The following is a 15,621-nucleotide window of genomic DNA, read 5'->3' as shown; positions in this document are numbered from 1 at the left end:
GCTATTCCCCGGGCGGGGAGGACAAGGGAATACGACGTGCAGCCAGAATGCTGCCCGGCAAGAAATTTACCAGACACGGTCATTTGAGAGCCACCTTGAGGTGCCGTCCCCTGGGGACTGGCACCTTTCTCATGCGGCAATCAGCGAGGCCCCGGCACCTGCCTGTTTTCGACGGCAACCCAGGCCGGAACGAGTTCCGTCGAGAGTTTGCGAACGGTCCGGACATTCGTCATGTCACCAAGGCATCGGTTGCCCTCAGCCGCCGTCAGCGCATCGTGTTTGCTCATCAGGAAACCCGCTTCCAGCGGTTTCTTCCGCCGGACCAAGCGGCTGAGGAACGGCTTGCGGTGGATTCTGGAATCGGAGAAGCGCGCAGGTGCCCTGTTGAGCGCGACATACTCGGCAAGCTCGTCGACCCACCGGCCGATCGGACGGGCACCGGGTTCCAGCAGCATCAGCCATTCGCCGCGCGCCGAACGCACGATTTCGCAGAGATTCCAGTCGACGCAAAAGCGGCAGCCGGCCGCTTCCGCCACGCGCGACGAGCCGTCCTTGGAGCCGTGATCGAGGATGATCACATCGCTGACCAGGCCCTCCACGGCGCCGGCGACGAGCACAGACAGCGTCTGAACCAGCTCGGCTTCGTTGTCTTGCGTTTCCATGATGATCGTCAGCATAGCTCGTCCTACCGCATCACCGCCACAATTGCTACATGCCCGGCCGGCGTTGGTCGCGAACCGGGAAGCGCGGATCCCCGACCAGACCGGCCCTGTTTTTTGTTCTTGAATTGTTCTCGTATTCGCGATAGGAAAATAATCAGAACAAAACGGGATCAAAGATCTGATTCCGGGGAGATTCCAATGAACGAGCTGTCTCAGATCAGGCAGGGCGCGCTTGCGCCCGCCAATACGGCGGATGTCGCCGAAGCGATGATGAGCGCAACGGGCCTGCGGATCGACATCGACCGCCGCCGTGGACGCGGCGCGGGGCTCAACATGTCCGGCCGCTTCGAGCCGCAGGCGCGGGAGAGCTTCGACGATGGCTGGGAAAGCCTGGAGGATCTGCCGCCCTTCAAGACCGAAGTCCAGGTCGAGAAGCCACGGACGGTGATCACCCGAAACGAATCCCCCGACATCTCCTTCGATCGTTCGATCAATCCCTATCGCGGCTGCGAGCACGGCTGTATCTATTGCTTCGCCCGGCCGACGCACGCCTTCATGGGCCTGTCGGCCGGTCTGGATTTCGAGGCGAAGCTCTTTGCCAAGCCGGATGCGGCGCGGCTGCTGGAGCGCGAGTTGGCGCGACCGGACTACAAGGTCAGGCCAATCGCCATCGGCACCAACACGGACCCCTATCAGCCGATCGAAAAGGAATGGCGCATCATGCGTCAAATCCTCGAAGTGCTGAGAGATGCCAGCCATCCGGTCATGATCGTCACCAAGTCGGCGATGGTCACCCGCGACATCGACATTCTCGCGCCGATGGCCGAGAAGGGGCTGGTGCGGGTCGGCATCTCGGTCACGACCCTGGACCGCAAGCTGGCGCGAACGATGGAGCCGCGCGCCGCGACACCGGCCAAGCGGCTGGAGGCGATTCGCGCCATGGCCGAGGCCGGCATTCCCGCCGGCGTTCTCGTCTCGCCGATCATCCCGGCACTCAACGACCATGAGATCGAAAGGATTCTGGAAGCGGCGAGGACAGCCGGGGCGACGGAGGCGAGCTATGTGCTCCTGCGGCTGCCGCTGGAGGTAAGCCCGCTGTTTCGCGACTGGTTGCTGCGCAACTATCCGGATCGCTACCGACACGTCATGTCGCTCGTCCGCTCCATGCGTGGCGGCAAGGACTATGACGCCGAATTCGGCAAGCGCATGAAAGGCGCCGGTCCCTATGCCTGGCAGATCGGCCGCCGCTTCGATCTCGCCATCAAGCGCCTCGGCTTCAACCCGACGCGCCGGCAGCTTCGCGACGATCTGTTCGTGCCGCCACTCGGAACGGGGGTGCAACTCTCGCTCCTTTGAAGGTTCTCCGGAATGGCCTTCGCGATGGCTATTCCGGATTTGTGACCGACGACACGCGCCGAGGATGCCCGGGAAATGGGAGAGCTATCCCTCCCTCCCTTCAGGTAACCGGTGTGAACATTGGAAGGTCACAAAGCAGTTCCGATGCCCTGCCCCCGCCTGGGGCATCGGTTATCCCCCCGTCCGCCGCCGCACTCGGACCTGGGGGCTTGAAGAGAATCGGTCGATCATGCGAATTAAACTCATGTCTCGCAGGTCGTCCGATTCTCCCCTTTTTCCCGATATCATCGAAGCGCCCGATTTCAGTTTTGAACTCTCGGCAAAGGGCGACGGTTTCTGGCCGGTCGCTGGCGCCGATGAGGCCGGCCGCGGCCCGCTCGCAGGGCCGGTCGTGGCAGCCGCAGTCATCCTGAATCCGGACGCCATTCCCGAAGGCCTCGATGACAGCAAGAAGCTCAGCGCGCAGGCGCGCGAGAAGCTGTTCGAGGAAATCCTCGCGACATCGCACGTATCGATCGCCTCAGCCTCCGCCGGCACGATCGATGCCACGGATATCCGCAAGGCAAGCCTGGAGGCGATGCGGCGTGCTGTGGCGGGCCTTCCCTCCGCCGCGCGCTTCGTGCTCGTCGACGGCCGCGACGTGCCGCCTGGGCTCTCTTGCCACGCCAAGGCTGTCGTGAAGGGTGACGCGCGGTCGCTATCGATCGCGGCCGCTTCGATCGTCGCCAAGGTTACCCGCGACCGCATGATGGCCCGCGCCGATCTGGCCCACCCAGGCTATGGCTTCGCGGTCCATGCCGGCTATGCGACCGTGACCCACCGTCGCGCCATAGAGACCCATGGCCCCTGCGCCCTGCACCGTATGAGCTTCCGTCCGCTGCGACAGGACTGAAAGCCGCGCAGGGTTCTCGGAAGTGCGCCGGCCGCCTACTTGCAATAGTAGCGAGACGCCAGCACGCGCCCAGTGACACCACGCGCCGACGAGGTTACACTTTCAAGCAGAAGTTTTTGCGGGAGCTCGCTGGTGCCGCGCAAGATGCGCTCGCCGCGAACCGGGGACCTGTGCCCAAAAGACCTCCGCGACCGTTCACCGCATCGCCGGCAAGCCCGAGCCTGCAGCCGATCCCAGGCGCATGGCTCAAAGAGAAAGCCCCGCACGGGGCGGGGCTCTCTTCAATCGGAAATGTGCCAGGACTTAGTTCAGGCGCGCCTTGACGTCGCCGAGTGCCTTCTTGAACAGGTCGTTCTGTGCACCGGCGTCGGCCTTGGCGGCAACGACCTTCTCGGCAGCGGCGATGGCCAGATCGACGGCAGCGGAGCGAACGGCGTTGATCGCGTCGCTTTCGGCCTGCTTGATCTTCTGCTCCGAGAGAGCCGTACGACGGGCAACGTATTCCTCGGTCTTCTGCTTGGCTTCCGCCGTCAGCATTTCGGCTTCGCGCTGAGCCGCAGCGACGATGCCGGCAGCTTCCGCCTCGGCATCCTTACGCTTGCGCTGGTATTCGGCGACAAGGCTCTGTGCTTCTTCGCGCAGACGCTTCGCCTCGGTCAGCTCGTTGCCGATCTTTTCGGCGCGGGCGTCGAGCGCCTTGCCGATCATGCCCGGAACCTTGAGATAGGCGATCAGCGCGAGGAACAGGATCAGGCCAACGAAGGCATAGAAAGTTGCATCAAGATGCATAGCTCAGTGCTCCTCAGTTGCCAGCCGATGCCTTGACGGCAGCGGTGATCTCGGCCTTGGTGACGGTTCCACCGATCAACTGCTTGACGACAGCGGTCGCGGTTTCCTCAGCGATGGCACCGACGTCAGCCAGGGCCTTTGCCTTGATGTCGGCGATGCGGTCTTCTGCAGCCGAGATCTTCTTGGCGAGATCGGCTTCGACGGCCGTGCGGTCTGCCGTGGCCTTGGCCTTTGCGGATTCGCGGGCGTCGTCAGCGATCTTGTGACCCTTGGACTTGGCCGCTGCCAGGTCCTGCTCGTAGGAGGCGATGGCCGCGTCGGCTTCGCCCTTGAGGCGGGACGCTTCATCGAGATCCTGAGCAATCCGATCGTGACGGGTTTCGAGAATTCCGCCGATGCGCGGGATGATAACCTTCGACATCAGAAGATAGAAGAGGCCGAACGTGATCGCGAGCCAGAGCAGCTGCGATGCGAAATGGGTCGAATCGAAGGGCGGGAACACGCCGGAGCCAGCCTCGCCTTCGTGGGCCACACCCGTTTCGGTGTGCACCTCACCGGCCGCAGCGGCATCGTGTGCTTCGGCGCCTTCAGTGGTGGTTGACTGCTGGGCATAGGCCGCGGTCACAAACATGCTCACCTCCAGGTGCACTCAAGAATATGCGCGGCCGCGGCCGTTTGACGGGCCGCGGCCGAAACTCCAGCCGATATTAGACGGCGAAGAGGAGGAGCAGGGCTACGAGCAGCGAGAAGATGCCCAGAGCTTCCGTAACGGCGAAGCCGAATACGAGGCGGCCGAACTGACCGTCAGCAGCCGACGGGTTACGCAGCGCGCCGGACAGGTAGCTGCCGAAGATGTTGCCGAGGCCGAGAGCCGTGCCGGCCATGCCGAGGCAAGCGAGACCTGCGCCGATGTACTTTGCTGCTTCCGCTTCCATGTTTGAACTCCTTCGAATGGTGTTGCGGCTTAGGATTGCGCTTCCGGCGGCGGGCCGGCCGGAAGCAAGCGACTGTTATTCCTTAGTGGCTTCCGGGATGGACAGCGTCGTTGAGGTACATGCAGGTCAGTACCGCGAAGACATAGGCCTGGAGGAAGCAGACGAGGAATTCAAGACCGGTAATGGCGACGGTCATGATGAGCGGCAGGACGGCACCACCGATGCCGAGCGCGCCAAGGGCGCTCAGCGAGGTGACGAAGCCTGCGAAGACCTTCAGCGTGATATGGCCGGCCAGCATGTTTGCGAAGAGACGGACCGAGAGGCTGATGGGGCGGGAAAGGAACGAGATGATTTCGATCGCGACGACGAGCGGCAAGAGCACGCCGGGAACGCCATGCGGCACGAAGAGCTTCAGGAAGCCGAGACCGTGCTTGTAGAAACCATAGAGAATGACGGTGCCGATAACGAAGACGGCGAGCGCGAAGGTGACGATGATCTGGCTGGTGACCGTGAAGAAGTAGGGCATCATGCCGAGCAGGTTCGCCGTCAGGATGAACATGAACAGCGAGAACACCATCGGGAAGAACTTCATGCCGCCGCTGCCGGCGCCTTCGCGCAGCATCGAGGCGATGAATTCGTAGGACATTTCGGAGACCGACTGCATGCGGGTCGGGATCAGACCGCGCTGCGACGTCGTCAGATAAAGGAAGCCTGCGGCAGCACCCACGGTCGCGACCATGAACAGCGACGCATTGGTGAAGGAAAAGTCAATTCCGCCAATCTCGATCGGGACAATCTTGTTGACCAGGAACTGGTGGGTCGGATCGTTTGACACCGCGCTTCTCTTTCGTTCTGCCCGCCCGAGAGCGGAAACCGTTTTCTTCGGGACAACGCCTCAGTGGGCGTCTCCGTCCTTCTTGTCATTCCCAGAGCCATCTCTTCCGGCTTCCGATGTCGCCACCATACCGGCCGAGCGCAGCACATTCAGCACGCCGGCGCAGAAGCCAAGAAGCAGGAAGACGATCATGCCCCACGGCCCTGTACCCGCAAAGTGGTCCAAAAGATAGCCCAGAAACGCCCCGACAACGATGCCGGCGATGAATTCGCTCGAGAGCTTCATCGCCGCCGCATAGCCCTTGCGGCTGTCGGCGGCACGGGCCTCTGCTGCATCAGACGCATGAGGCTTCTTGGCCTCAATCTTCTCGCCGAGCTGCTTCAGCCGCGCTTCCAGACTTTCTTCAGGTTTCTCCGCCACGTGGCCACTCCCTTGCCGTCCTAATCGGGTCTCAGACCGCGATTTCGGTCATACAATAGGCCATCGTTCAAGCCACGTTTCGGCCCCATTTGAAGTCGCGCGCAACATAGTTTTAGGCACCCGCATAGTCAAGGCATGCGGGCTGCTTGGGCGTGGACAATATTATTATGATAATTCAAATGGTTAGAGGCACAAAGCATGATCCGCGACAAGGTTGTCGCAGGATTCCTGCGCTCTGCCGGCCGGAATCTCCGCTCTCCGGCCAGGCAGAAAAAGACGGCGGAATCGCGTCCGACGCCGGTCAGCTCCAGCCACCACCATAGGTCCGGTAGAAGACGTGCATGCCGATCTTGCCGACCCGCTTCATCGTCTTTGCCCACGGCGGATTGACGTAGGTCGCATGGTAGTGGGTGGCAGATCCCACTTCCGGCAGCCAGATTTTGCCGGCCGTGACCGCCATTGCGACTTCCTTGGCCATCTTCCAGTGCGAGCGGGAATAGATCAGGTCGCGGATCATGTCGCACGCGAAGGAAAACTGGCAACGATTGCGCCAGGTCTTGTTCTGATAGACGACGCCGCAGATGGTCTTCGGATAGGTCGGATTGCGAACACGATTGAGAATCACCTGGGCGACGGCTGCCTGGCCCTTGAGCGACTCGCTGCGCGCTTCGAAATAAATGCCTTCGGCAAGGCAGGTCTGCTCTTCCTTGCTGAAGACCGTCGACGGCAACACGGTTGCTGCCCAGGCATGATCGTCGGGTGAGATTTCGGGAATGAAGCGACCCGCGTTCTTGTCTTCGCGCAGGATCGAGTCGAAGGGCGATTCACGCGCATAGTCCGGCTCGGGCCGGACATAGGCAGTCGCAAGAATGTCGGGCTTGTCGTTGGTCACGAGCTTGGCCAGCATGGGCGAGACGCCGGGATCCGCCTTTGGTGGCTTCTTTCTGTAGAAGGCCGTGGCTATCTCGATCTCCTTGCCCTTGATGCGTGACTTGGCGAAGACCATTTTCTCGCCCTCCTCGAAGCGCGGCTCCGTCAGAGAACTCGTACGCTGCAGGATGGAGCCAGCGGTGAAATCCTTCGGCGGCGTCACCGGCGTGACCGCGACGATGCGTCCCTTCTTGTCGCGACGATTGATCCGTTCCTCGTCGGGCGTGCCGGAGTGTTTCGTCTCGGAAGTGAGTGCGACGCGGCTGCCGTCGGGCATGTTGATGCCGGCGCCGCCATCGAGCGCGCCCGTCGTGATCGGATCGGCAAAGACCATCTCGACTTCGTGGATCGAGCCCGCCGGCGACGGCGTCATGTACATGCGCCAGCGTTCGCCGCCACGATTGATGCCGGACAGGAACGTCGCGAGATCCGCATAGGCGGCGACGGAGGGGAAGCCGAGATAGAGAGCGAGGCCGATGATTGCAGGCGCCATCCACGTGGGCACGTTCAGGCGAGACTTTTGACGCAGGTTCCGACTCTTACGCACCAACCGACTCCACGCAACGCTTGACTGACGGCACGGCTCCGCCCGCGCCGGCCAGAAGCCAGCGCCGGAGATTCCGCGCGGGAAGCTAAGACAATGAGGCGGCCGGACACCCCGCCGGAGCCGCTTCGTTCGTGCCATGAAAATGAAGCATTAACCTTGATGTTTGGTTAATGCCGCCTCGCCGAAGGACATGACCGCAGAAAGCGAGCGGAGCCGCCCCGGCCGGGAACGGCTCCGCTTCATCTCGCTGCATAGGCGAAGCCCCCTGCCCGGCCCACCCGGGAGGGCAAAAGGATCAGATGATGACGTGCGAACCGAGTTCGACGACGCGGTTGGTCGGCAGGCGAAAATAATCGGACGGGTCGATCGCCGCGTTGGCAAGCGCGATGAACAGCCGGTCCTGCCAATGCGGCATGCCGGATTCGGCATCGGGCACGAGCTTGCGGCGACCGAGATAGAAGGAGGTCGACATGATGTCGAACTTCAGCCCCGACTTGCGGAAAAGGCCGAGCGCCTGCGAAACGTTCTGCGTTTCCATGAAGCCGAAGCGCATCTCGAGCAGCGTGAAGCGATCCGAAAGCGGCTGCATGCTCACCCGCTCGGATTTCGGAACTTTCGGCGTGTTGGCGGTTCGGATCGTCAGAATGAAGTTCTGATTGTGCAGCACATGATTGTGCTTGATGTTGTGGAGCAGCGCGGCCGGGGTCGATTCCGGGTCGCTCGTCAGGAATACGGCCGTGCCGGGGACGGCCACCGGCGCATGCTCGCTCTTGCGCTCGATCGACTTGATGAAGCTCGCCAGTGGAATGTCGATGTGGCGCGTCTTGGCGTGCAGGATTTCGGTTCCTCGCCGCCAGGTCCACATGATGATGATGAAGGTGGCGGCGATCAGCACCGGCACGTAGCCGCCGTCGTGGATCTTCAGCATGTTGGCGCCGAGGAAGATAAACTCCAGCGCGAACAGGGGCAGCAGCACGGCGGCCGCCCAGACTGGCGACCAGTTCCAGCGCGTGCGCAGGAACTCGAAGGAAAGCACCGTCGTCACCACCATCGCGCCGGTGACCGAGATGCCGTAGGCGGTGGCAAGCGATTCCGACGAACCGAAGACGAAGACGAGCGCCATGACGCCGAACATCAGCAGCGTGTTGACGTTCGGCAGATAGATCTGGCCGGTGTGCGTTTCCGACGTGTGGAAGATCGCCATGCGCGGCAGGAAGCCGAGGTGGATCGCCTGACGCGTCAGCGAAAAGGCCCCGGTTATCACCGCCTGGCTGGCGATGATGGTGGCGGCCGTCGCCAGAATCACCGCCGGCAACAGCGCCCATTTCGGGAACATCAGGAAGAACGGGTCAGACATGCCTTCGGGGTTCTTGAGTACGAAGGCGCCCTGTCCAAGATAGTTGAGCGTCAGCGCGGGAAAGACGATGACAAACCAAGCCCACTGGATCGGGCGGCGACCGAAATGTCCGAGGTCGGCGTAAAGCGCCTCGGCTCCCGTCACCGTCAGGAAGACGGCGCCGAGCACAATGATACCGACATAGCCCTCGCTCAGCATGAAGCTCACGGCATAGTAGGGATTGAACGCCTTGAAGATCGACATGTCATCGGCGATGTGGACCAATCCGACAGCACCCATGACCAGGAACCAGACGAGCGTGATCGGCCCGAAGAAGTTGGAGACCGCCGCGGTCCCCTTGGATTGCACGGCGAAGAGCAGCAGCAGGATGACCACCGCAATCGGAACCACGTAATCCGATAGCGCCGGCGTCACCAGCTTCAGACCTTCGACAGCCGAAAGAACCGACAGGGCCGGCGTGATCATCGCATCGCCGATGAAGAGCGCTGCACCGGCAATCCCCATGAAGAAGAGGATCGACGCGTGGCCGTTGGCGGACTTCATCAGAAGGGCGAGCAGCGACAGCGTGCCGCCCTCGCCCTGGTTGTCGGCGCGCAGCAGGAACAGCACGTATTTGATCGTGACGATGATCGTCAGCGTCCAGATCATCAGCGAGATCAGGCCGATGATCTCCACGTCGGTCACGCCGTCGTGGGAAACCGGGCGCAGCGCTTCGCGAAAGGCGTAGAGCGGGCTGGTGCCGATATCGCCATAGACGACACCGATCGAGCCAAGCCCGAGGATCAGCAAGCGGCGCAGATCCTTCGGCTCGTGGGAGGGGGCATGCGGTTGGGTCATGCAAACCTACTGGCCATCAAAGCCAGCCTTTCCAGCGGAAAAAGAAGAAGGGGATCACAGCCGATATTACCATTGCCGCAAGCGCCCAGGGATAGCCGAGATGCCACTCCAGTTCGGGCATGACACGGAAGTTCATGCCGTAGACCGAGGCGACCAGGGTCGGCGGCAGAAGGACGACCGATGCGATCGAGAAAATCTTGATGATAGCGTTCTGCTCGACGTTGATCAGGCCCAGCGACGCGTCGAGCAGGAAGGTGATATTGCCGGAAATGAAACTTGCGTGTTCGGAAAGCGACTGGATATCGCGTGAGATCGAACGGCAGAGTTCGCGCGTGTCCTTGTCTTCCTGAACGACCGGAACGGTGTAGACGAAGGTCAGCAAGCGCGAGAGCGAGGCAAGGCTGTCGCGAGTCTTGGCGACAAGGCGATGATGGCCGGCGACATCACGCAAGCGCGCTTCGAGATAATGCGGCGGCCGGCGCTTGCCTGCCGCCTTGTCGCTGAAGACGTCGATCGACAGATCGTCGATCTTCGTGACCGCTTGCTCGAGAATCTCCGCGGTCCGGTCGGCAATCGTTTCCAGAAGCCGGGTCAAGACGACCGCACCGTCGCGGCAACCGCCCGGGAAGCGATGCATCGATGTCTTGAAGAGGGTGAAGGACCGGGGCTCGGCGTAGCGGATGGTCACAAGCCGGCCACCGGACAGGATAAAGCCGACATCCGTGAGGCCAGGCACTTCCGTATCCGAACGGAACACCAGCGACGCCGTCATGAACACGGCATTGTCTTCGACATAGAGGCGGCTCGAAGGTTCGATATCCTTCAGGTCGTCGCGCGTCGGAATGGAAATGCCGAGAAGCTTCTCCATCATCAGGTCTTCTGCCTTGCTGGGCTCGAACAGATCCAGCCAGATGATATCGGGACGCAATTTCTCGGGTGGTTCGGCCGACGCCAGAACGACGGCAGTCCCATCGGCGCAATAGCCGGTGATCATGCGACCGTCCTCGTCGTGCGAATTTGACAGCGCCGCCCGTCTGCCAACATGCTCAAACGTGGCCGTAGCACAGTGAGCGGCCGCATAATTTCATCCTTAAATCCATTCCGGTTTGAGGATTCATGCAGTGTGCCGAACCGCGAAGGCGAAAGGTCGTGCGCCACAAAATACCCACAATAGAGATCCATCGGATGGAGCGTTCCGCCAGTCAGGACAAAGTCTTCAACTCAGTCATCGCGCGAGGCCAAAATCTCCGGCGAGAGGGCGTCAAGTTGGGCACCTTCGCAAGTGCGGCAAGGCATATGGCGCAACGCAAACGCAAAATCAATGCCCCCTTGCAATCCGGCACACGGGCGTGTGCCGCCATATCGGCTCCACCCTACCGCATGTTTGCTTAAATCAAAATCGAATCAAGGGCAAAACGATTCGGCGCCCGGCGCGACGTCATGGCTGACATGCAAAGTCGCAGTAGCACCTTGCATTGCGGCCTGCGCCAGGCCCGAGAGTACCGCGGCGCGGAAAGGCCAACCGACCTCCGCGTAATCGGTCACTCGAAGACGATGGTCGGCGCTGCGCGGCTCTTGTCCTGCTGTGTGGCGGATATCTGGTCCCAGACCTTGGTCGCGATATCGCGGTAGATGCGAGCGACCTCGCCGGCCGGGTCGGACGCGACGAGCGGCGTCCCGGCATCCGATGTTTCGCGAATTCCCATGGTCAGAGGTACTTCGCCGAGGAACGGGACGCCGATGCGCTCGGCTTCCTTGCGGGCACCGCCATGACCGAAGATATCGTAGCGTTTGCCGGTGTCGGGCGCGATGAAATAGCTCATGTTCTCGACGATGCCGAGAACCGGAACTTCCACCTTGCGGAACATGGTAAGGCCCTTGCGGGCATCGACCAGCGCCAAATCCTGCGGCGTCGAGACGATGACGGCGCCGGCGAGCGGCACCTGCTGCGCCATGGTGAGTTGGGCATCGCCTGTGCCGGGCGGCATGTCGACGACCAGCACGTCGAGATCGCCCCAGGCGACTTCGCGCAGCATCTGCAGCAGGGCCGACTGGATCATCGGCCCGCGCCAGATCATCGCCACTTCCTCGTCGACGAGGAAGCCCATCGACATGACCTTGAGGCCATAGTTCTCCATCGGGCGAATGAGGCGTCCTTCGATCTGTTGCGGCCTTCCGGAAATCTTCAGGAGGCGTGGCATCGAGGGACCATAGATGTCGGCGTCGAGCAGGCCGACCTTCAGGCCGTTCGCCTTCAGCGCCAGCGCCAGGTTGACCGAGGTCGTCGACTTGCCGACGCCGCCCTTGCCGGAGGCAACCGCGATAATGGCGCCGACACCCGGGATGCCGGCCTTGGCGGGCGGGCCACCGGCGGGACGCGGCGCATGGGAATGGCCGGCATGAGGCGCTGCCGAGGGCTGCGGACGCTGCACCGGCGCACCGGCGGGCGCCGCCTTGCGGTCGGCGGTCAACGCCACCATTGCCGCCGTGATCCCCGGGATGTCGCGCACGACGCGCTCGGCTGCGGCCCGCATCGGCTCCAATTCCTTGGCGCGGTCGGCCGGCACCGTAATCGAGAAATAGGCCTTGCCATCGGAGATGAAGACATCAGACACGAGCCCGAGATCGACGATGTTGCCTTCCATGTCCGGGCCACGCACCGTGCGCAGCTTCTCAAGGACCACTTCTTTCGTGACTTCCGGCATCGCGCCCTCTCATTCTTTTGTTATCCCTTAGATAGTCGAGGCCGGGCGCTTCGCCAATGCGACATATCGGAAAAAGGAAGGGCCACCACCCACCCCGGTGTCCGTACATCCGGGATCACCTTGAGGCGGGCAGTGGCCCTTTCGATCGCGACCTTCGTGGGCGCTGTCTTCTTTTTAGTCCCCTCTGGACACGCCAATAGTAAAGCAGGATGCGTGCCAGATTCAGAACAGGCGAAAACAGCTATAAATTTCAAATAGATGCGCGAATTTCCAGCGAAAGACGCGGCCAGGGCATCTGCTCAGAATCTGAGCAACCATCTGCAGATCGTCCAAGGATGAAGCAGGTCGGCCGGCGATCGCCTAAGAATTACGGCGCATCGCGCTCTTTCCGATCGCTCCTTGCGCTTCAAGCTCTTGATATTTTTTCGTGCCCTTATCGCAAAACAGCTGCGCACTTCTGCGCGACAGGCTGCAGAATTCCGGCGGCTACGATGGTTGGTCCCCGTCGCGAACGCAGGACAGGGAGCGCCCGAGAAAAAGGCAGCGGCCTTCGGCACCAGGAGGGTTAGCTGATGTAGCCCTTCTTCATCGCCTTCACGACCGCCTGCGTGCGGTTCACGGCGTCGAGCTTCTTCGTCACATGATTGAGATAGTGATTGACCGTGTGTTCGGAGAGCCCGAGGATTCCGGCGATCTCAGCGCTGGTCTTTCCGGCGGCAGTCCAGCTCAGGCACTGGATCTCGCGCTCCGACAGCGTCGCGCCACTGCTCTTCCACACGGAGCCGATCTCGGCGAGGCGATTGTAGACATGGATCGCAATCATCTGCAGCTCCATGGTCACCGTCATCGGCAATTCGACCAGCGGCCCCATCAGGATGACCGCGCCGCGGCCGCCCTCGGCGTCATGAACCGGGAAATAGCTCGCCTGGAAGATGCCGTTCTCGCGCAGCATCGTGATGTATTCGGACGCGGTTTCCGGTTTTCCGCCCTCGCCTTCCCAGGCTTCGAGCGTCACCTGGAATGGCGTCGTCGTCTCGCGCAGGCGACGAACGCCGGTGCTAAAGCGCAGCATCGACAGGCTGTCGTATTTGTTCAGCAGTTCCGCCGGCATGTTCGAGATGACGGTGCTCGCGGCCAGACGCTCCACGTCGATCGAGGGAATCGAGCAGATCAGAAAGGTCTTGAAGCCGAAGACCTGCGTAATCCGCCGCATATAGCGGATGATATCGAACTGGGTCTCAAGCGTTGCGATCTCGGACGCGAAATCGCCGCCCCGGGGCAGATCTGCGTCAGTCATCCCGGCCGTCATCGTATCCTGCATTCGCGCGTTCCATGGCATTCATCAATTATCAAATAGACCGAGCGGCCTGCCAATGCCAACAGATGATCGAGAATCCCTGCCTCCGCGGCCCAAAAGTCTGTGTATTTCCTTCGCGAAGGGCATACGGGCCGTCCGCTTCAGGCGCGGCCGGCACCGATCGTCAATTGATGAGGCCGGCGCGCACGGCCTTCGCGACCGTTTGGACGCGGTTGACCGAGTCCAGCTTGCGCGTCGCGCGGTTGAGGTAATGGTTGACCGTATATTCGGACAGCGCCAGGATTTTCGCCATCTCGCTGGTGGTCTTGCCGGCAGCCGCCCATCGCAGGCACTCCACCTCACGGCGTGAGAGGCTGCCCGCCCCGCGCCGACCGCGCTCACGAACCTCCATGTACTTGCTGTAGAGCACGCCCGCCCACAGATTGAGCTCCTGCAACTCGTCGTTGGAAACGACGGGGCGATCGCCGCCGAAGGCGATCGCCGCGCGATGCCCGTTGGCGTCATGCACCGGCAGATAGAGGCCGCGCGGCATGTTCGCCTGCTCGAAAACGCAAATGGCCGCATCCCCCTTGCCGTCGGAGCGGCGACGCGCCAGTTGATGCGCGTCATAAGTGAAGGGAATGGTACTGCGGCGCAGACGCTGGATCACCGGACTGCCATTGATCAGGCCGGCGCTGTCATAGCCCTGCAGAAACGCAGTCGGATAATTGGTCATAAGTGCGTTGGCCGACAGGCTGCTGGAGCCCGTATCGGGGACTGCAAGCACCAGAAAGCCGCGGAAACCATAGGCATCCGCGACCTGGGCGATCACTCGCCGAAAGTCTTCTTCACAACAGATCGGCCCCCTGATGCTCCGCCCATCAGGAAGCGTCAACGACGACAAATTCGCGCTGAAATCGATCATCTTCCGCCCTTCTCCACATCCGGCGCCAAAAGGGGGCCGGCCGCTGACGCCGCTTGAAGATCACGTCAAAAATTCTACAAATACCAAAACCAAACCAGACTAAGACCATCCACGAACCTGAGTCTGATATATTAAAAGTTATCGAGCTTGACGCGCCGCGTCCAGTCGATGTTTCTAATTTACCGTAAAGTGAATTCAAGGTCCACCACGCCCGGGTCCGAGCCGGATTGCCGCCTCCTCGGCGATCGCCCGAGCCGCCTCGCGTACAGGCGTTGCCCAGGCCACCAGTTGTTCCATGCTGACCCGGTAGGCCGGCCCCGTCACCGAAATTCCGGCGGCAAGCTCGCTCCCGGGAATAGCGATGGGTGCAGCCACGCAACGTATCTCCGCCTCATGCTCTTCGCGATCGAAGGCATGGCCGTCGCGCCGGATTTGCTCGACTTCCGCGAGCAGTGTCGCCGCCGAACGATGCGTATGCGAGGTGAACGGGTGAAATTCGGTCCTCTTCAGCACATGCTCCAGTTCCGGCTGCCCCAGCAAGGACAACGCCGCCTTGCCGATGCCGGTACAATAGGCCGGTGAGGCCTTGCCGATCTGCGAGCTCATGCGCACCGTCTGCCGGCTCTCGACCTTGTCGACGTAGACGATCTCCGTTTCGCGCAGGATGCCGAGATGCACGGTCTCGCCAGTCAATTCGTGGAGGCGCTGCAGATGCGGTTCGGCGACGTCGCGAAAGCGGTTGGCAGACCAGGAACGATAGGCAAGCGTCAGCAGCCGAAGGCCGGGCTCGTAGGACAGATCGCGGCGCTGAACCAGCAGCCCTTCTTCGACGAGGTGGCTGAGCAGCCGATGCAATGTGCCACGCGGCTGGCCGGAGCGGGCAAGGATATCGGTAAAGCGCTGCGGGCCATCTGCAGTAACCACGGCTTCCAGCACCGCGATCGCCTTGCCGAGCGTGCCCGTGCTGGCCTCTCCGCGCGCCTCAGGTGCTGCCATCATCTCGTTTGTCATCGTCATTCGCTTGTCTCAAGTGGCTGTCGCCGTCGCGCGCCTGATCTTGACAAGATAGACGCTTCGATCCGATAATTCCACATACTAAAATCAAGTTCCGAATAATGGAACTAACTGAAACCT

At 61.7% G+C, this 15,621-nt stretch carries 15 protein-coding genes; 2 read left to right on the top strand and 13 right to left on the bottom strand.

Annotation, left to right across the window (positions count from 1 at the left end):
• Window positions 1-140 precede the first annotated feature (140 nt).
• A complete protein-coding gene (locus AC1Z3V_RS21250) occupies window positions 141-677 on the bottom strand; it encodes a glycosyl transferase (RefSeq protein WP_483501532.1) in 537 nt (178 codons plus the stop codon).
• A 183-nt stretch (window positions 678-860) separates the two neighbouring features.
• Here AC1Z3V_RS21250 and AC1Z3V_RS21245 point away from each other — a divergent pair, with 183 nt between their 5' ends.
• The gene (locus AC1Z3V_RS21245) at window positions 861-2,018 is read left to right on the top strand and encodes a PA0069 family radical SAM protein (RefSeq protein WP_483501530.1); all 1,158 of its coding nucleotides are present in this window, start codon (window positions 861-863) and stop codon (window positions 2,016-2,018) included.
• Window positions 2,019-2,262: 244 nt separating this feature from the next.
• Window positions 2,263-2,910, top strand: coding sequence for a ribonuclease HII (locus tag AC1Z3V_RS21240; protein WP_483501528.1), 648 nt, complete (start codon window positions 2,263-2,265; stop codon window positions 2,908-2,910).
• 303 nt (window positions 2,911-3,213) lie between these two features.
• Here AC1Z3V_RS21240 and AC1Z3V_RS21235 read toward each other — a convergent pair whose 3' ends face one another.
• From AC1Z3V_RS21235 to AC1Z3V_RS21180, 12 genes are all read right to left on the bottom strand, one after another.
• Window positions 3,214-3,699, bottom strand: a complete 486-nt coding sequence (locus tag AC1Z3V_RS21235; protein WP_429812154.1) for a F0F1 ATP synthase subunit B — start codon at window positions 3,697-3,699, stop codon at window positions 3,214-3,216.
• Between the two features lie 13 nt (window positions 3,700-3,712).
• The gene (locus tag AC1Z3V_RS21230) at window positions 3,713-4,330 is read right to left on the bottom strand and encodes a F0F1 ATP synthase subunit B (protein ID WP_173515765.1); all 618 of its coding nucleotides are present in this window, start codon (window positions 4,328-4,330) and stop codon (window positions 3,713-3,715) included.
• 76 nt (window positions 4,331-4,406) lie between these two features.
• Window positions 4,407-4,634, bottom strand: coding sequence for a F0F1 ATP synthase subunit C (locus tag AC1Z3V_RS21225; RefSeq protein ID WP_025426100.1), 228 nt, complete (start codon window positions 4,632-4,634; stop codon window positions 4,407-4,409).
• Window positions 4,635-4,716: 82 nt separating this feature from the next.
• Window positions 4,717-5,469 (bottom strand): F0F1 ATP synthase subunit A, encoded by a 753-nt coding sequence (locus AC1Z3V_RS21220; protein ID WP_429812160.1) that lies wholly within the window; start codon window positions 5,467-5,469, stop codon window positions 4,717-4,719.
• A gap of 60 nt (window positions 5,470-5,529) precedes the next feature.
• Window positions 5,530-5,889, bottom strand: coding sequence for an AtpZ/AtpI family protein (locus tag AC1Z3V_RS21215; RefSeq protein ID WP_429812163.1), 360 nt, complete (start codon window positions 5,887-5,889; stop codon window positions 5,530-5,532).
• 301 nt (window positions 5,890-6,190) lie between these two features.
• A complete protein-coding gene (locus AC1Z3V_RS21210) occupies window positions 6,191-7,312 on the bottom strand; it encodes a cell wall hydrolase (RefSeq protein WP_483501526.1) in 1,122 nt (373 codons plus the stop codon).
• 349 nt (window positions 7,313-7,661) lie between these two features.
• Window positions 7,662-9,560, bottom strand: coding sequence for a potassium transporter Kup (locus AC1Z3V_RS21205; RefSeq protein WP_429812168.1), 1,899 nt, complete (start codon window positions 9,558-9,560; stop codon window positions 7,662-7,664).
• A 16-nt stretch (window positions 9,561-9,576) separates the two neighbouring features.
• Window positions 9,577-10,554 (bottom strand): magnesium transporter CorA family protein, encoded by a 978-nt coding sequence (locus AC1Z3V_RS21200; RefSeq protein ID WP_483501524.1) that lies wholly within the window; start codon window positions 10,552-10,554, stop codon window positions 9,577-9,579.
• A 547-nt stretch (window positions 10,555-11,101) separates the two neighbouring features.
• A complete protein-coding gene (locus AC1Z3V_RS21195) occupies window positions 11,102-12,265 on the bottom strand; it encodes an Mrp/NBP35 family ATP-binding protein (protein WP_483501523.1) in 1,164 nt (387 codons plus the stop codon).
• A 565-nt stretch (window positions 12,266-12,830) separates the two neighbouring features.
• Window positions 12,831-13,604, bottom strand: coding sequence for a LuxR family transcriptional regulator (locus AC1Z3V_RS21190; RefSeq protein WP_429812175.1), 774 nt, complete (start codon window positions 13,602-13,604; stop codon window positions 12,831-12,833).
• A 142-nt stretch (window positions 13,605-13,746) separates the two neighbouring features.
• A complete protein-coding gene (locus AC1Z3V_RS21185; protein WP_429812177.1) occupies window positions 13,747-14,487 on the bottom strand; it encodes a LuxR family transcriptional regulator in 741 nt (246 codons plus the stop codon).
• Between the two features lie 195 nt (window positions 14,488-14,682).
• Window positions 14,683-15,498 carry an IclR family transcriptional regulator gene (locus tag AC1Z3V_RS21180; protein WP_483504125.1) on the bottom strand — a complete coding sequence of 272 codons (816 nt, stop codon included), beginning with the start codon at window positions 15,496-15,498 and terminating at the stop codon, window positions 14,683-14,685.
• Between the last annotated feature and the right edge of the window lie 123 nt (window positions 15,499-15,621).

This window comes from Ensifer sp. 38_S197 (assembly GCF_056924495.1).
Note: the sequence above shows the minus strand (reverse complement) of the source record. Positions and strands in the feature narration are given on the sequence as shown.